Consider the following 19,859-nt stretch of genomic DNA (forward strand, 5'->3'; position numbering starts at 1 on the left):
GACAGAACACACCATGGCTATCTGGCTCAACAAGGACAGCAAGGTCATCGTCCAGGGCATGACCGGTGCCACCGGCATGAAGCACACCAAGCTCATGCTGGGTGACGGCACCGAGGTCGTGGGCGGCGTGAACCCGCGCAAGGCGGGCACCTCCGTGGACTTCGACGGCAACGAGGTACCGGTCTTCGGCACCGTCAAGGAGGCCATCGAGAAGACCGGCGCCAACGTCTCCGTCATCTTCGTGCCGGAGAAGTTCACCAAGGACGCCGTCGTCGAGGCCATCGACGCCGAGATCCCGCTGGCCGTCGTGATCACCGAGGGCATCGCCGTGCACGACTCGGCGTCCTTCTGGTCGTACGCCGGCAAGAAGGGCAACAAGACCCGGATCATCGGCCCGAACTGCCCCGGCATCATCACGCCGGGCCAGTCCAACGTCGGCATCATCCCGGGCGACATCACCAAGCCGGGCCGCATCGGTCTGGTCTCGAAGTCCGGCACGCTGACGTACCAGATGATGTACGAGCTGCGTGACATCGGCTTCTCGACCGCCGTCGGCATCGGTGGCGACCCGATCATCGGCACCACGCACATCGACGCGCTCGCCGCGTTCGAGGCCGACCCCGAGACCGACCTGATCGTCATGATCGGTGAGATCGGTGGTGACGCCGAGGAGCGTGCGGCCGAGTTCGTCAAGGCCAACGTGACCAAGCCGGTCGTCGGCTACGTCGCCGGCTTCACCGCGCCCGAGGGCAAGACCATGGGCCACGCCGGCGCCATCGTCTCCGGTTCGTCCGGCACCGCCCAGGCGAAGAAGGAGGCCCTGGAGGCCGCCGGTGTCAAGGTCGGCAAGACGCCGACCGAGACGGCGAAGCTCGCCCGCGCCATCCTCGCCGGCTGACACCTCGTCGGCCGGGCACCTTCCGGCCGATCCGGTACGCCGAGTGGCCCGCCCCGTTCACGGGGGCGGGCCACTCGGCGTACCGGCACGTCGTGCGAGCCCGGCCGGTCATTCGAGTCGGGGCGTCAGCCGCTCCGGTCCGTCCTGCAACTGGTCCCGCAGCTTCTGCCGCAGCTCCAGCTGCTCGTCCGACAGCGCCCCCGGCGCCACCCGTGGCGGCACCCCGCGCACCGTCTCCCCCGGGGACACGGGCGGCTCGTAGTGCGTGGGCGAGGTGCGCAGGGTCAGCGCCGTGGTCCCGATCAGGGCGACCGTGAAGGCGATCGCGGCCCGGGTCCAGAACCGCGCCCGGCGCTCGCTGCCCAGCCGCACCGTCGGCGGTCTGCCCGCACGCAGCCGCTCGTTCGACGCCAGTTCGGCCAGCCGCTGGTGCAGCACCTGGGGATCGGCCAGCTCGGGGAGCCGTTCGGCGACGGCCTCGCGGGCGCGCAGGAGCCGGTTCGCCGCCGCCGGGGTGCTCGCCTCCGTCTCCGCGGCCGTCTCCGGCAGGTCCAGGCCCACACCGTCGTACAGCACGAGCGTGCGGCGGTGCGGTGCGGGGAGTCTGAGGAGCGTGTTCAGCAGGGTGCGGTCGCCGGGGTCGGCGGGCGGCGGCTCCGGATGCCGGTGGCGCAGCCGGAACCGCTGCCAGGGCGAGAGCGCGAACTCGTACGCCGTCGCCCGTACCCAGCCCACCGGGTCGCGGTCGCGGGCCACCTCGGGCCAGTGCTCCCAGGCGGCTTGGAAGGCACGCTCCACCGACTCGCGCGCCAGCTCACGGCGGCCGGTCAGCAGGAACGTCTGGCGTACGAGGGCGGAGGCGCTGAAATCGTAAAGTGCGTCGAAGGCCTGAACGGGTGTCAAGGCGACCGGCCCGGGCCTTGGCTCGGGGCACGGCTCCGCGCCTGACTCCTGCTCAGCCGATGCCGATGCCGATGCCGACACCGATGGCGCTGTCTCCGCCTCCGCCTCCGCCTCCGCCTCCGTCACCTCCGCCTCCACCGCCTCCGCATCGGCATCGGCTTCCGGCTCCCGCGGGGCCAATGGCTTCGCGGGGAGTACGAGGCTGTCGACGGCCTTCTCGGAGACGCGCGCCGATCCGGCACCGATGGCCACCACGACGGGCACCGGCTCCGTCCGAGGCGCCGTCGTCTCCTGGGCGAGGGCGTTCAGCAGTTTCGCGTACGCCTCCCGTTTCCGGCCGCGCGGAGTCGTGCGGCCGCTCTCCCACGCACGGACCGTCCCGCGGGTGACACCCACCCGTTCCGCGACGTGAGCCTGCGTCAGAGCAGCGGCCTCACGCAGGCGTCGGCGTGCCTTGGGAGGAGGGAGCGGGGTGGCGGGGCTCCGTGTCACAGGGCACTCCTTCGTACGAAAAAGTACATAAACATATATTGAGCGACACAGCGGGGCTTCGCCTGTTACGCCGGTAAAGCGCGTGTCGTTGGGAGCATGGCGGGCGTGATCCAGACGACCGTTCGCCAAGCCCCGTTGTCCCTGCTGCGCACCCGCTGGCACGACCGGTCGCCCGGGCTGGCCGCCGGCCTCCTCGGCGGTGCGGTCGCGGCGGGGCTGGGACTGGCGTCGTACGCCGTGCTCGTGACGGTGCTGTGGATCAGTTCGCCGTACCCCGACAACGGGCCCGGCGGTGCCCTGCACGTAGCCGCGGCCCTGTGGTTGCTGGCGCACGGAGCCGAACTGGTCCGTGCCGACACGCTCTCCGGCGGCTCCGCGCCCGTCGGCGTCACGCCGTTGCTGCTGCTCCTGCTTCCGGTGTGGCTGTTGCACCGGGCGGCCCGGGACGCCACGGACCCGGGGGACGGGGTGGGGTTGGTCGTAGGGGCGGGTGCGGGAGTGGGTATGGGGGCGGGGCTCGGGGCGCGCCCGGGCGGGGGCGGGTCCCTTCCGGACACCGGACCGCCGCCCGTCTCCGCGCGCATCGCCTGGGCGGGGGTCGTGCTCGGGTATCTCGCCGTCGCCGCGCCCGTCGTGCTGTACTCGGCGGGCGGTGCGCTGCGTCCCTCCTGGTGGGCGGTGGTGTGGCTGCCGCTGGTGGCCATGAGCGCGGCGGGCGCGGGTGTGTGGACGGCGTTCGGCCGTCCGGGCGGGCCGGTGGGACGGGCGCTGCGGGTGCTGCCCCGGAACCTGCGGGAGCTGGTGGTGGAGCCGGACGCGCGCCTGGGTGCCGCGACGCGCGCCGCGGGCGCCGGTGCGGCGGTCCTCGTCGGTGGCGGGGCGCTGCTGCTCGCGGTGTCGCTGGTGTGGCACGGAGGCGCCGCTCGGGACGCCTTCCTGCGACTGACCGAGGGATGGTCGGGCCACGTCGCCGTGCTGCTGCTCTGCCTGACGCTGGTGCCGAACGCGGCGGTGTGGGCGGCGGCGTACGCCCTCGGCCCCGGATTCGTGCTCGGCACCGGGCATGTGGTCGACCCCTTCTCCTCGGCGCCCGCGCCGTTGCTGCCGCCGTTCCCGCTGCTGGCGGCGGTGCCGGACGCGGGCCCGGGCACGCCGCTGCACTGGGCGGCCGGGGTGGTGCCGCTGGCGGCGGGGGCGGTGGTGGGGTGGTTCACGGCGCGGGCGGCGACCGGGGCGGACCCGGGCGCTGCCGAGGCCGCCGTGGCGTGGTCGTGGCGGCGGACCGTCGGCGCCGCCGCGCTGGCCGCCGTGCTGTGCGCGGTCCTCGTCGCCCTGCTGGCCGGGCTGGCGGGTGGGCCGCTCGGAGGCGGCGCCCTCGCCCGGTTCGGGCCGGTGTGGTGGCAGGCCGGGGGCGCGACGCTGGCGTGGGTCGCGGTGGTGGCGGTACCGGTGGCGGTGGGCGCGCGGGTGTGGCGGCGGGGCCGGGGGAGGCGGCGTGCCGCTCCGACGCCGGTGGGGGAGGTGGCCGGGGAGGTGGCTGACGCCGGTGGGCGTCGGTGGGCGTGGATCGCCCTGCCCTCGGCGGGGCGGTGGTGGGGCAGCGGGAAGGGGGGACGTCGGTGGTGGCCCTGAACGGGCAGCCCGTCCTCAGAGGCGGGACGGGCTGAGCCGCCCGACGCGTTCCTCGCCAGGATCGCGGCGAGGAACGCGTCGTCAGGAAAAGGCCGACGTCAGGAAGCCGGCGGTCAGTCCTCCGTGCCCAGCAGCTCCCGGAGCTGCTCCGGGAGGTGGGTCTCGCAGGACTCTTCCGCCTGGTTGGTGAGGGCGTCGTTCCGGCAGGTGTAGTAGTCGCTGTAGATCAGCTGGGCGCTGAAGGACGCGGCGACCAGGACGATGGCCAGGGAGGACGTGACCAGGCCGCTGATCGCGGCGGTGCGCTGCGGGCGGCCGGTCTGCGCGGCGGGCGGGGCCGGAGTGTCCGGGTCGGCGGCGGCGGCGCGGGGCTTGGCGCGCAGCGCGCTGATACCCCAGTACAAGGCCAGCGCGCCGAGCATCAGGGCCACGTACGGCCAGGTGAAGAGCGCGAAGAAGAGCGCCCACATGCCGCTCAGCAGGGCATAGCGGGCACGCCGCTGGGTGGGGTCCGTCGGGTCCCAGCGCTGACCCGTGCCGCCGCCCGACCCCTCGGGGCCGGAACCGGACGGGCCGGGCCGCTCGCCGAAGCCGCCGGGGGAGCGGCCCGGCTGCCGGTCGCTCCACTGCCGGCCCCACGGTGAACGTCCGCCGCCGCCCTGGGAATCACCCTGGGATTCTCCGCCGTCACCCGACGGGGGCCGCGGCTGCCAGGGGCGGTCCGGCGAGCCCTCCGGGGGCGGTGCGAACGGATTGTCCTTGTCGTCGGCGCCGTCCCGACCGCCGCCGCTCGTCCCGTCCGAGGGGGTGTCGGGCGGTGAGGAGGGGCGGCGCTCCCGCAGCAACACGGTGCTGCGCTCCCCTGGCTGTGCCGACTGCTGGGGGAGCGTGAGCAGTCGCAGGCTGCGGTCCGGCATCAAGTGAGCGTCTTCCCCTTGGCGATAAGGAACGGGCGAACTGGTCGGCACGACTGGTGAACGCGTGACGCGCTGGTCGCGTTCCCGGTCCGGCTCCACGCAGACGCTACCTTCCGGCCACGCCCCCGTCCCGAGGGGGCCGTCCGGTGTGCCGGTATCGTTGCTGACGGTCGGCCGCTTCGTAGACTTCCCCGTATCCGGGGGCGCGAAGCATTCGTACGACCGCACAAACAGGCGAACGCACAAAAACGTACAGACGTGAAGGCCGACCAGGTCGACGCCTGCACGGACGTACGGAAACCGACCCGCACCGACCCGCTCCCCCGAGAAAGGCCTCCACCGTGGCCGCCAAGCCCGTGGCCCAGCGAGCCAAGCGCCTCGTCGTGCTGGTCTCCGGATCCGGCACCAATCTTCAGGCGCTCCTCGACGGGATCGCCGCCACCGGCGTCGAGGCCTACGGAGCCGAGATCGTCGCCGTCGGAGCCGACCGCGACGGCATCGAAGGACTCGCCCGCGCCGAGCGCGCCGGGCTGCCGACCTTCGTACGAAAGGTCAAGGACTACGGGACCCGTCAGGAATGGGACGCGGCGCTCGCCGAGGCCGTCGCCGCCCACGAGCCGGACCTCGTGGTCTCGGCCGGGTTCATGAAGATCGTGGGCAAGGAGTTCCTGGCCCGCTTCGGGGGGCGGTTCGTCAACACCCACCCCGCCCTCCTCCCCAGCTTCCCGGGGGCCCACGGTGTGCGGGACGCGCTCGCGTACGGCGCCAGGGTCACCGGCTGCACCGTCCACTTCGTCGACGACGGCGTCGACACCGGGCCGATCATCGCGCAGGGCGTGGTGGAGATCCGGAACGAGGACGACGAGAGCGCTCTGCACGAGCGCATCAAGGAAGTCGAGCGAAGGCTGCTCGTCGATGTCGTGGGGCTGCTCGCCCGCAACGGCTATCGCATTGAGGGACGAAAGGTAGTTATCCAGTGACCGCCACCGCCGGAAGCAACAAGCGGGCCATCCGTCGCGCGCTCGTCAGCGTCTACGACAAGACCGGGCTCGAGGACCTCGCCCGCGGGCTCCACGAGGCCGGCGTCGAACTCGTCTCCACCGGATCCACGGCCGGCCGCATCTCCGCCGCCGGTGTCCCCGTCACCAAGGTCGAGGAGCTCACCGGCTTTCCCGAGTGCCTGGACGGCCGGGTCAAGACCCTGCACCCCAAGGTGCACGCCGGCATCCTCGCCGACCTGCGACTGGACAGCCACCGGCAGCAGCTCGGCGAGCTGGGCGTGGAGCCGTTCGACCTGGTCGTGGTCAACCTCTACCCGTTCCGCGAGACCGTCGCCTCGGGCGCCACCCCCGACGAGTGCGTCGAGCAGATCGACATCGGCGGCCCGTCGATGGTCCGCGCCGCCGCCAAGAACCACCCGTCCGTGGCCGTCGTCACCAGCCCCGCCCGTTACGCCGACGTGCTCTCCGCCGTGCGGGACGGCGGCTTCGACCTCGCCGCCCGCAAGCGGCTGGCCGCCGAGGCCTTCCAGCACACCGCCGCGTACGACGTGGCCGTCGCCTCCTGGTTCGCCTCCGAGTACGCCCCCGTGGACGAGTCGCGGTTCCCCGACTTCCTCGGCGCCACGTACGACCGCGCCCACACCCTGCGCTACGGCGAGAACCCGCACCAGCCCGCCGCCCTCTACACCTCCCCCGAGGGTGGCGGCCTCGCGGTTGCCGAGCAGCTGCACGGCAAGGAGATGTCGTACAACAACTACACGGACACGGACGCCGCCCGCCGTGCCGCGTACGACCACACCGAGCCCTGCGTCGCGATCATCAAGCACGCCAACCCGTGCGGCATCGCGGTCGGCGCGGACGTCGCCGAGGCCCACCGCAAGGCGCACGCGTGCGACCCGCTGTCCGCGTTCGGCGGCGTGATCGCGGTCAACCGCCCGGTCTCCAAGGAGATGGCCGAGCAGGTCGCCGAGATCTTCACCGAGGTCATCGTCGCGCCCGGCTACGAGGACGGCGCGCTCGAAGCCCTCACCAAGAAGAAGAACATCCGCGTGCTGCGTGCCCCCGAGGCGCCCGCCGCCCCGGTCGAGGTCAAGCCCATCGACGGCGGCGCCCTCCTCCAGGTCACCGACCGCCTCCAGGCCGAGGGCGACGACCCCGCCACCTGGACGCTGGCCACCGGCGAGGCGCTCTCCGAGTCGGAGCTGGCCGGCCTGGCCTTCGCCTGGAAGGCGTGCAGGGCCGTCAAGTCCAACGCGATCCTCCTCGCCAAGGACGGCGCCTCCGTCGGCGTCGGCATGGGCCAGGTCAACCGGGTCGACTCCGCGAAGCTGGCGGTGGAGCGGGCGGGCGCCGAGCGCGCGCAGGGCGCGTACGCCGCGTCCGACGCCTTCTTCCCTTTCCCGGACGGCCTGGAGATCCTCACCGAGGCCGGTGTGAAGGCCGTGGTCCAGCCCGGCGGCTCGGTCCGCGACGAGCTGGTCGTCGAGGCGGCGAAGAAGGCCGGCGTGACGATGTACTTCACGGGGACGCGGCACTTCTTCCACTGAGCCCAGCCCCAGCCCGAAGCGGCCCCCGGCCCTCGGTACGACGCGGTACGCGGGCCCGGTGTGTCTTGCACGCACCGGGCCCGCGCCGTCAGGTCGTCCTGCGCAGCGCCGCCCAGGTCCTGGGCCCGACCTCTCCGTCCACCTGTAGCCCCTTGGCACGCTGGAACCTCTTGACCGCCGTCACGGTGTCCTCGCCGAACTGGCCGTCCACGCCCGCGCGGCCGACGCCGTAGCCGCGCTTGGTGAGCATGCACTGCGCCTGTACGACGCGCTGTCCCGTGTCGCCGTACCGGACGATGGCGGTGCCGGAGTAGTACGAGCACCCGGAGATCCAGGCCGGGGCGGCGGGCTCGGAGGCGGTCTCGGTGACCGTGGCGGTCGGGGCCGCGGCCTGGCCGCCGTCACTTCCGGTGTCGCCGGCCGATCCCCCGGCGCCGGACGTCCTCTCCGGGGCGGGCGCGTCTCCCGGGGCGCCGCCGGAACCACGGTCGCCGCCCTGGCCGGCCCCGCCCGCCCCGGCGTCCTTCTCCCCCTCCCCTTCCTCCTCCTCGCCGTCCTTGCCGTCGTCCTTCTTCTCATCCCCGCCCTTCTCGTCCCCGCCCTTCTCCTCCTTGCCGGACGGAGACGTGGCAGCGCCGGGCAGGGACGAGGGCCGTCCGTCGTCGGCGCCGGGCGCGCCGGCCGAGGCCGACGGGGTGGCGGGGGCGGCCGTCTCGTCGAGGGGCGTGCGGGTGAGCAGGAAGCCGCCCGCGGCGACGGCGCAGACGGCGAGCACGGCGGTGACCACGAGGTACGGCTTCTTCCGCCCGCGCCGCTCATGGGCACCGCTCCCCGTCACAGCCGGTGCCGGCGCCGATGCCGATGCGGCCGAGTCGTACTGCCCCGGCGGGGTCGGCGAGCCGTAGGGACCGTAGGCGGCCGGACCGTACGCCCCCGGCGGCGTCGGCGGCCCGAACCCCGGCCCGGGGGCGGGTACCGGCGAGGGAGCGGAGGCCGGCGCGGACGCACCGGTCGACACGCGCTCCGTCGGCGTTCGGAAATGTCCCGTCTGCCGGGCGGAGGCGCCCTCCAGCACCGCACAGCCCTCGCTCAGGGCGAGCAGCCGGGCGCCCAGCGGCTCCTGCCAGCCGGAGGCGTGACCGTGCCCGGCGGCCGTGGCGGCGTCGATCAGTTGCCGCGAAGTGGGCCGGTCGGCGGGGTCCTTGGTGAGGCATGCGGACAGCAGCGCGGCCAGCCCGGCGTCCACCGACGAGAGTTCGGCCATGACCTCCGGCCGGGGATCCTCGAACGCCACCCGGTGCATCACGTCCACCCCGGTCCCGTCGCCGAAGGGGGCGTGGGCGGTGGCGGCGTAGACGAGGGTGCCCGCGAGTGAGAAGACGTCGGAGGCGGTGTCGCAACGTCCCTCCCGCAGATACTCCGGCGACATGAACGCGGGCGTGCCGACCCGGCTCCCGGTCCCGGTGATCGCGCTGCTGTCGACGGCCCGAGAGATGCCGAAGTCGATGACGTGCGCGCCGCTCGGGGACAGAATCACGTTGGACGGCTTCAGGTCCCGGTGGACGACTCCGTCGTCGCTCAGCGCCGACAACGCCCGCCCCAGCTCCGCCACCAGCCGCCAGACGCCCGCCGGTTCGAGTGTGCCGCAGTCCCGGACGGCCTCGGCGAGATTGAGGCCGGGCAGGAACTGCGTGGCCATCCACAGCACCGACTCCTCGAACCCGGTCCCGAGTAACCGCGGCGCGTACGCCGTCCGGATCCGGGCCTGCACGGAGGCCTCCCGCTCGAACCGCCGCCGGAACTCGGGGTCCTCGGCGTACTCCGGCCGGATCACCTTGACCGCGGCGAGCCCGGGGCGGTCGTCGGCGGGCCGGGCCAGGTAGACCCGGCCCATGCCACCGCTGCCGAGCAGCCCGAGCGGTACGTACGGCCCGATACGGGCGGGGTCGGCGGTCCGCAGTGGTGCCGCGCCGGTATGCCGCAGGGCGGCCTCGCCGGACGCCGGAGTGTACGGCGACGCCGGCCGCTGGTCTGTCATGAGTTGAGTCCCCCGACTGCTCTTTCATCCATAAAATGGTGTTCTGTCACACCAGCTTGCCGAGAGGTTACCGTCCGGGGGCGGGGGCGTGGCCCGGGCGACGGGGAGTGAGACGGGGTTACGCGATCATCCGGTGGGTGTCATGCCGCGCCATACCCCGTCGTGCCGCGTCAGGACTCCCCGCCCCTGCGCAGCGCGCGCCAGGTCCCCGGGCCGACCGTGCCGTCCGCGTCCAGCCCCGCGCGCTCCTGGAAGGTGACGACCGCACCGTGTGTCATCGGGCCGAAGTCGCCGTCCACCTCGCCGACCTCCTCGATCCCGTGCAGGTGCCGGAGCAGGCACTGCAACTCCCTGACCTGGCTCCCTCCGTCTCCCCGCTTGATGGTGAAGTCCCACGTGCCGTTGTGGCCCGCCGTGTAGCCGGTGCCGTGGGAGGCGTCCTCGTAGAGCTTGGGTTTCTCGCAGGTGGGAGGCGCCGCGGCGGCCGGGGCCGACTCCCACGGGGCGGTGGCGACCAGGCTCGCCGCGCCCACGATCGCGGCAGCGAGCGCCGCCGCCAGGACCGGGCGCCGCCACCGCCGGGGACGCAGCCTCGGCAGCCGTGCCGACCGGGACGTGCCGGCGGCCTCCTCCACCCGGCGCAGCAGCGCGGCGGTGTCGGTGGGGCGCCGCGCGTGGGTCGGGGCCAGACAGTCCCGCAGGATGTCCCGCCAGACGTCGGGGAGATCGGCGGACAGGCGCAGTTCCTCACGGCCGTGCGCGTAGCGCGTCACGGCGTCGGCGCGGGCCTCCGAGGTGGCGCCGGGCAGCGGGAAGGCCCCGGTCAGGACCACGTGGGCGAGGACGCCGAAGGCCCAGACGTCGGCCGAGGGGCGGATCCGCGTCCCGCGCTCGTCGACCTCGGGCCACAGGAGTTCGGGCGGGGTGTAGTCCGGGGTGGCGAAGGCGGGGGAGTAGGCGTGCGTGCCCTCCATCTCCGCCGCCATGTTGAAGTCGGCGAGCCGGGCCGAACCGTCCGCCATCAGCAGCACGTTGGCCGGTTTCAGGTCACCGTGGACCCAGCCCGCGTGGTGCAGCTGGTGCAGGCCCTCGCAGATCTGCGCCAGCAGGGCGGGCCCGGCGTCCGGGGACGGGGTCCGGGCCAGTAGGGCGTCCAGGGAGCCCTCGGCCCGCTCCAGTACCAGGACGGTGGCGCCGTCCAGCTCGGGGTGGTCCGGGTCGTCGACGGTCAGTGTGTCGTACATCCGGATCAGCCGGGGCGAGCGGAGCCGCCGCAGCAGCTGCACCTCGCGTTCGGCCAGGTCGCGCAGGTGGTGCAGCTGGCGCGGGGTGCGGGTGCCGGTGGACAGGAACTTCAGCGCCACCCGGCGCGGCAGCCCACCGCCGTCCGAGGCGGGTCCGGTCGTCGCTTCGGAGGTGTGGCGGGTCGCGTCGTAGACCGTGGCGAACGCGCCGGACGCCAGCGCCTCGCGCACCTCCCACGGCCCGATCCGGTAACCCTTGGGCACCGGGACCGCGTACGGCCGCCCGGTCACCGTGCCGCTCCGCTCGGGACCGGCGCGAGCACCACGAGGTCGTCCTCGCGGACCAGGTCGAAGCGGAGGGCGAGGGAGGCCAGTGACTCCTTCTTCCCGTGGGTGCGCCTGCCCGGCTCGGCCGTGTCGGGGCCGGGGCGCAGCCGCAGCTTGACGGCGAGGTAGTCGATGTTCCAGTAGACGGCGGAACGGCTGACCTTGGGCCAGCTCGGGCGCAGCCGGTCCACTATCTCCTCGACGGCGGGCAGCGGGGCGCGGGGCTCACCGCGCAGGCGCCGTTCGCACAGGGCGACCAGGACCGCGAAGTACCGCTTGGTGCGGTCCAGCGCGAACGCCGGGACGGTGCCCGTCCCCGCCAGCCCACCGCGCTCGACGCTGCGGAAGGCGTGCCGCGGCGCCCAGACGTCGAAGGTGAGCAGGTCGCCCGCGGCGGGCAGGGTCACGCGCGCCAGCTCGAACGGCACGGGCGCCTCCACGCGCCCCGGGGCGACCTTGATGTGCTCGCCGGCGCCCTCCGGGTTCTCCACCACGTAGGTCTGGTCCTCGCTGAGATTGCTCAGCAGCCAGAACGTCCGGTGCGCGGCGATCTCCCCGGCGACCCGGGGCACTCCCGCGTGTGCGATGACGAGTCCGCCGCCGCTCGGTTCGGCTCGGCCGAACTCGACGCGCTCACCCGCGCTGATCCTGATCTGGTCGGTCACACTGCCGCACGACGGCGGCACGACGATGACGCTGTACATGGAGTCGTCCCCCTCCCCCGATTGCTCGGGGTCAACATTCCCCAGTCCAACAACGGGCAGCGTACGGGAGGCGGATGAGGGCGGGCCAAGCATTCGGACGCCTCGGCGGGTCGGTGGTCGCCGGACGGGGAACGACCCCCGGCCCTCTCCGTGGAGGGAACCGGGGGCCGCCTTTCAGGCCTGCTCCGGGGAGCGGATCAGCAGGGGCGCAGGGACCAGATCGGGTCCCAGGTCGCCGTGCCCGCCTGGTAGGCGGTCGACGTCCAGCGGACGCTGCCGTCCCTGTTGAAGAACTTGGCGACCGTGCCCGGCGTCTGGTTGTTGGTGAACGGACCGTTGCCGGTCCAGTTGGTGACGTTCCACGTCTGGCACTTGTAGAAGTCGAACTTGGTGCCGTTGACGATCATGCACAGGTGGCCGTAGCCGCAGGCCAGATCCTGCGCGGCCTTGGTCCTGGGCGCCTCGGTGACGGTCAGGCCCTCGTACTTGACCGCGTCGGCGGACACGTGCAGGGGCTTCGGCTTGTCGGCCAGCACCTCCTCGGCCGCCTGCTGGAGAGCGGTCACCCTGGTGCCGGCCGGGTCGGCGGCGGTGGCCGCGACCGTGGAGCCGGCGACCAGGGCGGAGGCCGCGAGGAGCAGCGCGGCGGGCTTGATGATGTTCACTGTTGTTTCCCCCATGAACGTCGGTGTCGTACCGCCGAAGCGGTGTGCTCACACCGTGCCCGGGGCGCCCGCCGCGCGGTACCTCGTAACTCTCAGGGTCACTTCTTCCCGCGCGGCGTGTACTCCTTGAGGTGGTGGGCGACGCGGTCGGCGTAGTCGCGGTACTTCGGGGGAACGCCGTTCGCGTCGTTCACCTTGCGGTACGACGTCCGGTAGGCGACGGCGATCAGCACCCGGCGGTCGCCCGGCAGGCCCGCGTCGAGGCGCGGCGTGATCCAGCACAGGTAGCGGCCCATCGCCGGAATGGACTCGGCGGGCGGGAACGGGGGCTCGGGGACGGTCTCGCCGGGTGTGCCGTCCTCGTTCATCCACCAGCGCAGGACGGTCGGGGTCCAGCGGGCGATGCCGTACTCGTTCGTCGCGGGGTCGGAGAGGGACGGGTCGAAGTCGCTCTCCACCTTCAGTATGGCCGCGATCAGGGGCGGGCTGACCTCCTCGCGGTCGCAGTCGTGCGCCGTCTCGACGATCAGCAGGCGGTAGGCGGGCGGCACGCCCCGGTCGGTGCGCAGCTCGGTGGAGCCGTAGGCGGCGGCGGAGACCGTCGCGGTGCGGCCGCCAGGGCCTTGTCCGGCGGATTCGGGGCCGCCTCCGGCTCCGCCGTCGTCGTCGTTCCGGGTGCTGATCCCATAGCCGAGCGCGGCGACGAACACGGCGACGACCACGGTGCCGGCCGCCGCGGCGAGGACCGCCCGCCGGGGGCGCGTGCGGCGCGGCAGGACGGACCGGAGGAGCGAGAGGGACCGGAGGGGCTGGAGCGACGAGAAGGACGGGAGAGACCTGACGGGCCGGAAGGATCCGCCGGGCCCGACGGACCGGATGGTCCCGGCGGATCTGGCGGATCTGGCGGAAGGGGTGGACCGGAGGGACCCGGCGGGTCGGACAGAGCCGTCCGTGGTCGCCGCCACGCGTCGTGACAAGGCGTCCGTGCCGATGCGTTCGGCGTGCGTACGGGTCAGACACGCGCCCACGATCTCCCGCCACACCTCGGGCAGCGCGGGTGACAGCCGCAGCTCCTCGGTGCCGCGCGCGTAGGCGGCCCCGGCGTCGCGGCGGGCCGTCGGGGTGCCGCCGGGCAGCGGGAACGACCCGGTGAGCACGAGGTGGGCGAGGACGCCGAAGGCCCATACGTCGGCGGAGGGCCGGATGCGGCGGCCGCGTTCGTCGATCTCGGACCAGAGCAGTTCGGGCGGGGTGTAGTCCGGGGTGGAGAAGGCGGGAGTGTAGGCATGGGTGCCCTCCAGCTCGGCGGCCATGTTGAAGTCGGCGAGCCGGGCCGAACCGTCCCGCATCAGCAGCACGTTGGCCGGTTTCAGGTCGCCGTGCACCCACCCGGCGTGGTGCAGCTGGTGCAGGCCCTCGCAGACCTGCGCGAGCAGCGCGGCACCGGCGGCGGGGCGCGGTGACGCGGCCAGCAGGGCGGACAGCGAGCCCTCCGCCTTCTCCAGTACGAGGACGGTGGCGCCGTCGAGGGCGGGGCGGGCCGCGTCGTCGACGACGAGGGTCTCGTACATCCGCACCAGCCGGGGCCGCCGCAGCCTGCGGTGCAACTCCACCTCGCGCTCGACGAGTTCGCGCAGGTGTGTCAGCTGGCGGGGCGTGCCCGTACCGGTGGGCAGGAACTTCAGGGCGGCCGTGCGCGGCAGACCGGCGGCGTCGCCTTCGCCGACCCGGCGGGCCTCGTACACGCTGCCGAAGGCGCCCGTGGCGATCGGTGCCCGCACCTCCCAGACGCCGACCCGGTACCCCTTCGGCACCGTGACGGCGTACGGCTCGGTCACCGTGGCACCCGGCGTGGCGGTGCCGCGAGGACCACGAGGTCGTCCTCCCGTACGAGGTCGAAGCGGAGCGCCATGGAGACCAGCGACTCCTTCTTCCCGTTGAGCCGTGCGCCCGCCTCCGCCGCCTCCGGGCCCGGCTTGAGCCGCAGCTTCACCGCGAGGTAGTCGATGTTCCACTGGACGGACGTGCGCGACGCGGCCGGCCAGCCGGGCCGCAGCCGCTCGACGACCTGCTCCACGGTCGGCAGCGGCGCGTGCGGCGCCCCGCGCAGCCGTGGTTCGCACAGGGCGGCCAGGACGGCGAAGTACCGCTTGGTGCGGTCGACGGAGAAGGCCGGGGCGGTCGGCTCGCCGTCACTGCCGTTCTCCGCGCACAGGTAGTCGTGGCGCGGCGCCCACACCTCGACCGGCAGCAGGTCGCCCGCGGCGGGCAGCACGATCCGCGAGAACTCGAACGGCACCGGCGCGTCCAGCCGGCCCGGTGCCACCTTGATGTGCTCGCCGGCGCCCTCCGGGTTCTCCACCACGTAGGTCTGGTGGGTGGACAGGTTGCTTATGGTCCAGAAGGTGCCGTGGGCGGTGATCTCACCCGCTCTGCGCGACACTCCGTCGTGCCCGATCAGCAGGCCGCCCTCGGGCACGGACCGCCCGAAGACGAGGCGCTCGCCGGGCGCGAGCCGGAACTGGGTGCGGGTGGGTTCGTCCTCCGTGGTCGGCGGAGGTACCACGATGATGCTGTACAAGGTGCGTCTCCCCGTGCCTGACGGCTACCCACGTCAGACTATTGCGACGCACCGGGGCCGTGTCCCCCTCGTACGGGTGAGACACGGCCCCATGACGTGATTGGCGCGAAAACGCTCCGCGGTGCTTCGCCGGTGATTGCGGAGGCGACTTCAGTAACGCGGGCGCTGGAACCAGGCGGCGCCGTTGCGGTTGCCGACGAACACGGCGATCAGGATGCCGAGCACCAGGTGGATTATGCCGAAAACGGTGAACGGGTAGATGGCGATGACCGCGGTGAGGATGCCGAAGACCAGGGCGGTGACGCGCAGGCCGTTGCCGCCGGACTTGAACTTCGCGGCCAGGACGGCCGCCCAGACGCCCCAGACCAGGGCGAGCACCGCTATGCCCCACAGCGCGCCGGTCGGGTAGTCGGCCAGCTCGTCGAAGGCGGGATCGTCCTTGGCCTGGTCGACCGCCACCGCCGACATGGCGAACAGGACGGTGCCGATGACCTGGAAGCCGACGATCACCCACAGCATGACGCGAGCGGCACTGACGGTGCCCGGCATCGAGGTGGGAGCGCCGCCGTAGGGCTGCTGCACGGGCGGGGCCGCCGGGTAGCCGTAACCGGGCTGCCCCGGGGGCTGCTGCTGCGGGTAGCCGTAGTTCGGCTGCTGGCCGTGCGGCTGGCCCTGTGGCGGGCCGTAGGGGTTGTTCGGGTCGCCGAAACTCATGGCGGGACTTCCTCCGTCGCTGTCAAGTGCGGGGACGACGCGCGGCTCGACTCGGAGGAGGTTCGTCGTAGCGGTTCGTCCCCCCGGTACGGCCCCGCGGCACTGTGCTGCCCAATCGTTCTTGACCGGTCTCTTACTTGTCCAGCCCGGTCGCAAGGTGTTGTGCAAGTGCAACAGCGTCGATCATGTACGGACACAGTGGGACACGTTCCGTAGCGCCCGGGTTGGTGCCCCGGTGGGGCGCCGGCGAGGCCCCGGTGAAGTCCTCCGGTGGTGCCCGGATGCCGGGCGGATTGGAACCGGGGGCCGGTCATCCGCGAGGATGGGGGCATGACCGCCCAGATTCTCGATGGCAAGGCCACCGCAGCCGCGATCAAGTCCGAACTGACCGCCCGCGTGGCGGCGCTGAAGGAGAAGGGCGTCACGCCCGGCCTCGGCACCGTCCTGGTCGGCGACGACCCCGGCAGCCAGAAGTACGTCGCGGGCAAGCACCGCGACTGCGCGCAGGTCGGTATCGCCTCCATCCAGCGCGAACTGCCGGGCACGGCGACGCAGGAGGAGATCGAGGCGGTCGTCCGCGAGCTGAACGAGGACCCGGCCTGCACCGGTTACATCGTCCAGCTGCCGCTGCCCAAGGGCATCGACGAGAACCGCATCCTGGAACTGATGGACCCGGACAAGGACGCGGACGGCCTGCACCCGATGAACCTCGGCCGCCTCGTGCTGAACGAGCCGGCGCCGCTGCCCTGCACCCCCAACGGCATCCTCACCCTCCTGCGCCGCTTCGGTGTGGAGATCAAGGGCGCCGAGGTCGTGGTCGTCGGCCGCGGCGTCACCATCGGCCGGCCGATGCCGCTGCTGCTCACCCGGCGCAGCGAGAACGCCACCGTGACCCAGTGCCACACCGGCACCCGGGACCTGGCCGCCCACCTCAAGCGCGCGGACATCGTCATCGCCGCGGCCGGCTCCCCGCACCTGGTCCGCCCCGAGGACGTCAAGCCCGGCGCGGCCGTCCTCGACGTCGGCGTCTCGCGCAACGCCGAGGGCAAGATCATGGGCGACGTCCACCCCGGCGTCGCCGAGGTCGCCGCCTGGATCTCCCCGAACCCCGGCGGCGTCGGCCCCATGACCCGGGCCCAGCTGCTCGTCAACGTGGTGGAGGCGGCGGAGCGCAGTGCCGGCTGACGACACCGACGCCGAGCGCCCGGAGGAATCGGGAAGCCAGAGGACGCAGGGGGGGCCGAGGGCTCAGGAGAGCCCAAAGGGTCAGGAGAGCCCCGGGACTCAGGAGAGCCCCGGGACTCAGGAGAGCCCCGGGACTCAGGAGAGCCCGGGGACACAGGTACGCCCGGAGGGTCAGGGGTGCCCGAAGGTTCAGGAGAGCCCGGAGGGCGGCGCGGGCAGTTCCGAGGGCATCACCGTCAGGGATCCCGTCAGCGCGCCCGACGCACAGGGCAGGCCTCGGCGGATCACCCGACGGTTCCCGCTCTTCACCCGCGACACCGCGCGTCCCGAGGGCGGTGGCAGGGCCGCCGCCGGTGACGCCCCGGCGCCCGCCCGGCAGTGGCCGATCCTGCTCGTGGTCGGCCTGGTCGGGTTGGGCCTGCTGCTGACCGCGCTGGACGTGTTCCGCTGGGGTCTGGTCCTGATCGGCGCCGCGCTGCTGTTCGGCGCCGCGCTCCGCTGGATGATCCCCAACGTCGGCATGCTCGCCGTGCGCTCGCGCTTCACGGACATCGCCACCTACGGAATCCTGGGCCTCAGCATCGTCCTGCTGTCGTTGATGGCCCAGCCGAAGCCACTGCTGGAGATCCCGTTCCTGAAGGACACCCTGCACTTCACTGTCAGCTAGGAAATCGCTGTGAGCCGGGAACTCGCCTTCAGGGCGAGCCGGGGCCTGTCCGACATGCCGGCCCCGGCGGCGGCCCGTCCTCACCCCCGTGGAAGGACGGGCCGCCGCCGGGACCCACACTCCTGTACGCGGAACGCGCTGATCAACGCCTGTCAGGGCGCTGTGGCACGGAAGTGACCGTTCCGCTACTCCGCTACTCCGATGTACGCGCCGTGCAACACGAGGCACGTGTGCCGAGCGTGACCGTCCACGTGCGTTCCGTCGGGCGGGGTGTTGACAAGTTCGCGGATTTACCGCGAAGTCGTTCAGGGACAGCGTTAGCCTCAGGGGCTCGGTTCAGGGCATGGGGAGGCCGGTGGGACACTGGACCACGGGTCGGTGGGCGTGCGACGGTGCACGTTCGCGACCTCTGTGCTCCTGTGCGCCCCCACCCCGGGAACTGAGATCCTGACCGGGCGCATCCCTGTGGGTAGCCAGACGGGGACTTCGGGCGGGACGCCGCGCGCGGGACCAAGCGGGGAACGAACAGCACGTCACCGGGGGGAAGAGGGGGAAGCAATGCCTCGTTGGAAGGCCTTGCCGGATGAGCTCGATCCGCAGATCAGAGAGTTCACCAGCCAGTTGCGCCGACTCGTGGACCGCAGCGAGCTGAGTGTCGCGTCGGTCGCCGACGCGACGGGCTACAGCAAGACGTCCTGGGAGCGCTATCTGAACGGCCGGCTGCTGGCGCCGAAGGGCGCCATCGTGGCCCTGGCCGAGGTGACGGGGACCAACCCCATGCACCTGACCACCATGTGGGAGCTGGCCGAGCGCGCCTGGAGCCGCTCGGAGATGCGCCATGACATGACCATGGAGGCCATTCGGATCTCCCAGGCGCGTGCCGCGCTGGGTGAGCTGGGCGCGCCCGCGGCCAAGTCGGGCAGCGGCGGCAGGAGCGGCAGGGGGAGCCGGACCGGCCGCCACGGCGGCGGAGCGACGGCCACACCCGGGATCGCGGGGCCGGCCGGTGTGTCGCCCACGCTGCCGCCCTCGGTGCCCGTGCAGCCGACGGCCGCGGACAGCCCCGACTCGGCCGTCGGTACGGTCCGGGGCGGCGGCGCGTCCGGCGCGCCCTCGGTCCCGTCGTCCGGCGGCGCCGCCGACGGCAACTCGTGGGGCATCGCCGGATACCGGGGCCCGGCGCCGACCGGTGACCGCGCGGCGCGGCCCGGGTCGGGGCCCGGCACAGGCCCCGGGGGAACCGCGCGCACCACGGCGATGCCTGCCGCCACCGCACCGAACGGCCACGGGCCGTCGGGACACGCTGGACCCTCGGGACAGGCAGGACACGCGGGACCCTCGGGACAGGCGGGATCACCGGGACCCTCGGGGCCGGCGGGCACGTTCGGCGAGCCCCCGCGTGACGGCTCCCGTTCGCGCGGCAGGTCCTCCGGCGGCGGCAACAAGCGGATGACGACGTTCGTCGCGGGTGTCGTCGGCGTGCTCGTCGTGATCGCGGGCGCCTTCTTCCTTCTGAACGACGGCGGTGACAAGGAGAACGAGGGCGCCAAGCCCTCCCCGTCGCCCACCGTGAGCACCGACACCGAGCTGCCGCCGGGCGTCAAGTGCAGCGGTGACGCCTGCACCGGCAAGGACCCGGAGATCATGGGCTGCGGCGGCGACCTGGTGACCACCGCCGCGACCGCCACCGTCGGCACGGCCGCCGTCGAGGTCCGTTACAGCGAGACGTGCGGTGCCGCGTGGGCCCGCGTCACCCAGGCGGCACAGGGTGACGAGGTCCAGGTGAGCGCGGGCGGCAAGAACCCGCAGACGGGCACGGTCACCGGGGCGGCCGACACCGTCGCGTACACCCCGATGGTGGCGGTGAAGTCCGCGGCCGATGCCAAGGCGTGTGTGACGCTGACGGCGGGCCAGAAGGGCTGCACGGAGTAGCAGGCCGCACGGGGGAGCGGCCCGCAAGCGGCCCGCACGGGGGAGCGGCCCGCAAGCGGCCCGCGGGGGGTGCGGAACCGCACGGAGGGAGCAGCCCGCACGAGGGGTGCGGCCCGCACGGACACGTGTGGCCGCCCGCACCGGAAGAAAACCGTCCGCGGCAGGCATGGCCCGCCGTGTCACGGGCACGCGAGAGGTACCCCCACGGGAGTCCGGCAACGGTATCCCCGAACGGCGGTCGCTTCGTCCCCCTCTCCCGGACAGGCGGCCGCCTCTTCATGTCCCCGCGCGGCTCCGTGCCCCCGCCCCCGCCCCGCGCCGGCCCCGCCGCGCACCCGCCCCGCGCCCCCGTTCACGCACGTGGGTGACCCGGCGGTGGTCCTGTGGGCCGGGCCACACCGACCCGGACGTC

16 protein-coding genes are annotated in these 19,859 nt (G+C 73.2%); 7 read left to right on the forward strand and 9 right to left on the reverse strand.

Translation table 11 applies throughout. The features are described 5' to 3' along the window. Window positions 1–13: 13 nt before the first annotated feature. Window positions 14–898: a succinate--CoA ligase subunit alpha gene (gene sucD, locus ACH4NX_RS15250; RefSeq protein ID WP_351399679.1), complete on the forward strand. Its 885-nt coding sequence runs from the start codon at window positions 14–16 to the stop codon at window positions 896–898. A 108-nt stretch (window positions 899–1,006) separates the two neighbouring features. Here sucD and ACH4NX_RS15255 read toward each other — a convergent pair whose 3' ends face one another. Then, window positions 1,007–2,293: a helix-turn-helix domain-containing protein gene (locus tag ACH4NX_RS15255; protein WP_398127127.1), complete on the reverse strand. Its 1,287-nt coding sequence runs from the start codon at window positions 2,291–2,293 to the stop codon at window positions 1,007–1,009. 96 nt (window positions 2,294–2,389) lie between these two features. Between ACH4NX_RS15255 and ACH4NX_RS15260 the strand changes: the two genes are divergently transcribed. After that, window positions 2,390–3,925 carry a DUF6350 family protein gene (locus ACH4NX_RS15260; RefSeq protein WP_398127128.1) on the forward strand — a complete coding sequence of 512 codons (1,536 nt, stop codon included), beginning with the start codon at window positions 2,390–2,392 and terminating at the stop codon, window positions 3,923–3,925. Between the two features lie 113 nt (window positions 3,926–4,038). On the opposite strand, the gene ACH4NX_RS15265 is transcribed toward ACH4NX_RS15260, so the two are convergent. Continuing rightward, window positions 4,039–4,842, reverse strand: coding sequence for a hypothetical protein (locus tag ACH4NX_RS15265; protein WP_398127129.1), 804 nt, complete (start codon window positions 4,840–4,842; stop codon window positions 4,039–4,041). A gap of 341 nt (window positions 4,843–5,183) precedes the next feature. Between ACH4NX_RS15265 and purN the strand changes: the two genes are divergently transcribed. Together purN and purH are read left to right on the forward strand one after the other, a co-directional pair. Further along, entirely contained in the window at window positions 5,184–5,822 is a 639-nt protein-coding gene (purN, locus tag ACH4NX_RS15270; RefSeq protein WP_351399687.1) for a phosphoribosylglycinamide formyltransferase, read from the forward strand. Next, window positions 5,819–7,390 (forward strand): bifunctional phosphoribosylaminoimidazolecarboxamide formyltransferase/IMP cyclohydrolase, encoded by a 1,572-nt coding sequence (purH, locus tag ACH4NX_RS15275; RefSeq protein WP_398127130.1) that lies wholly within the window; start codon window positions 5,819–5,821, stop codon window positions 7,388–7,390. Before purN ends, purH begins: the two co-directional genes overlap by 4 nt. Window positions 7,391–7,478: 88 nt before the next feature. On the opposite strand, the gene ACH4NX_RS15280 is transcribed toward purH, so the two are convergent. The 7 genes from ACH4NX_RS15280 to ACH4NX_RS15310 all read right to left on the reverse strand — a co-directional run bounded on the left by ACH4NX_RS15280 (window position 7,479) and on the right by ACH4NX_RS15310 (window position 15,663). Further along, the gene (locus ACH4NX_RS15280) at window positions 7,479–9,428 is read right to left on the reverse strand and encodes a serine/threonine-protein kinase (RefSeq protein WP_351399692.1); all 1,950 of its coding nucleotides are present in this window, start codon (window positions 9,426–9,428) and stop codon (window positions 7,479–7,481) included. A gap of 170 nt (window positions 9,429–9,598) precedes the next feature. Next, window positions 9,599–10,963: a protein kinase gene (locus ACH4NX_RS15285; protein WP_398127131.1), complete on the reverse strand. Its 1,365-nt coding sequence runs from the start codon at window positions 10,961–10,963 to the stop codon at window positions 9,599–9,601. Then, window positions 10,960–11,703: an FHA domain-containing protein gene (locus tag ACH4NX_RS15290; protein WP_351399696.1), complete on the reverse strand. Its 744-nt coding sequence runs from the start codon at window positions 11,701–11,703 to the stop codon at window positions 10,960–10,962. Before ACH4NX_RS15290 ends, ACH4NX_RS15285 begins: the two co-directional genes overlap by 4 nt. A 197-nt stretch (window positions 11,704–11,900) precedes the next feature. Further along, window positions 11,901–12,368 (reverse strand): hypothetical protein, encoded by a 468-nt coding sequence (locus tag ACH4NX_RS15295; RefSeq protein WP_351399698.1) that lies wholly within the window; start codon window positions 12,366–12,368, stop codon window positions 11,901–11,903. Between the two features lie 98 nt (window positions 12,369–12,466). After that, window positions 12,467–14,206, reverse strand: a complete 1,740-nt coding sequence (locus ACH4NX_RS15300; RefSeq protein WP_351399700.1) for a protein kinase — start codon at window positions 14,204–14,206, stop codon at window positions 12,467–12,469. Further along, window positions 14,203–14,949, reverse strand: a complete 747-nt coding sequence (locus tag ACH4NX_RS15305; protein WP_351399703.1) for an FHA domain-containing protein — start codon at window positions 14,947–14,949, stop codon at window positions 14,203–14,205. The genes ACH4NX_RS15300 and ACH4NX_RS15305 overlap by 4 nt, the downstream gene beginning before the upstream one ends. 150 nt (window positions 14,950–15,099) lie before the next feature. Further along, window positions 15,100–15,663 (reverse strand): hypothetical protein, encoded by a 564-nt coding sequence (locus tag ACH4NX_RS15310; RefSeq protein ID WP_351399705.1) that lies wholly within the window; start codon window positions 15,661–15,663, stop codon window positions 15,100–15,102. Window positions 15,664–15,993: 330 nt separating this feature from the next. Between ACH4NX_RS15310 and ACH4NX_RS15315 the strand changes: the two genes are divergently transcribed. The 3 genes from ACH4NX_RS15315 to ACH4NX_RS15325 all read left to right on the forward strand — a co-directional run bounded on the left by ACH4NX_RS15315 (window position 15,994) and on the right by ACH4NX_RS15325 (window position 19,447). Continuing rightward, entirely contained in the window at window positions 15,994–16,848 is an 855-nt protein-coding gene (locus tag ACH4NX_RS15315) for a bifunctional methylenetetrahydrofolate dehydrogenase/methenyltetrahydrofolate cyclohydrolase (protein WP_351399707.1), read from the forward strand. 229 nt (window positions 16,849–17,077) lie between these two features. Beyond that, on the forward strand, window positions 17,078–17,515 hold the full coding sequence (locus ACH4NX_RS15320; protein ID WP_351399734.1) for a DUF3017 domain-containing protein: 438 nt from the start codon (window positions 17,078–17,080) through the stop codon (window positions 17,513–17,515). Between the two features lie 558 nt (window positions 17,516–18,073). Beyond that, complete coding sequence (locus tag ACH4NX_RS15325; protein ID WP_351399709.1) at window positions 18,074–19,447, forward strand: DUF2690 domain-containing protein; 1,374 nt, start codon at window positions 18,074–18,076, stop codon at window positions 19,445–19,447. Window positions 19,448–19,859: the final 412 nt, after the last annotated feature.

It is taken from the genome of Streptomyces sp. NPDC017225 (assembly GCF_044331465.1).
GTDB lineage: Bacteria > Actinomycetota > Actinomycetes > Streptomycetales > Streptomycetaceae > Streptomyces.

Bases quoted from the DNA above. Each gene is read 5' to 3' on its own strand.
- ACH4NX_RS15290 (WP_351399696.1), bottom strand. From the start codon at position 11,703: ATGTACAGCGTCATCGTCGTGCCGCCGTCGTGCGGCAGTGTGACCGAC.
- ACH4NX_RS15265 (WP_398127129.1), bottom strand. From the start codon at position 4,842: ATGCCGGACCGCAGCCTGCGACTGCTCACGCTCCCCCAGCAGTCGGCA.
- ACH4NX_RS15260 (WP_398127128.1), top strand. From the start codon at position 2,390: ATGGCGGGCGTGATCCAGACGACCGTTCGCCAAGCCCCGTTGTCCCTG.
- ACH4NX_RS15325 (WP_351399709.1), top strand. From the start codon at position 18,074: ATGCCTCGTTGGAAGGCCTTGCCGGATGAGCTCGATCCGCAGATCAGA.
- sucD (WP_351399679.1), top strand. From the start codon at position 14: ATGGCTATCTGGCTCAACAAGGACAGCAAGGTCATCGTCCAGGGCATG.
- ACH4NX_RS15315 (WP_351399707.1), top strand. From the start codon at position 15,994: ATGACCGCCCAGATTCTCGATGGCAAGGCCACCGCAGCCGCGATCAAG.
- ACH4NX_RS15310 (WP_351399705.1), bottom strand. From the start codon at position 15,663: ATGAGTTTCGGCGACCCGAACAACCCCTACGGCCCGCCACAGGGCCAG.
- ACH4NX_RS15280 (WP_351399692.1), bottom strand. From the start codon at position 9,428: ATGACAGACCAGCGGCCGGCGTCGCCGTACACTCCGGCGTCCGGCGAG.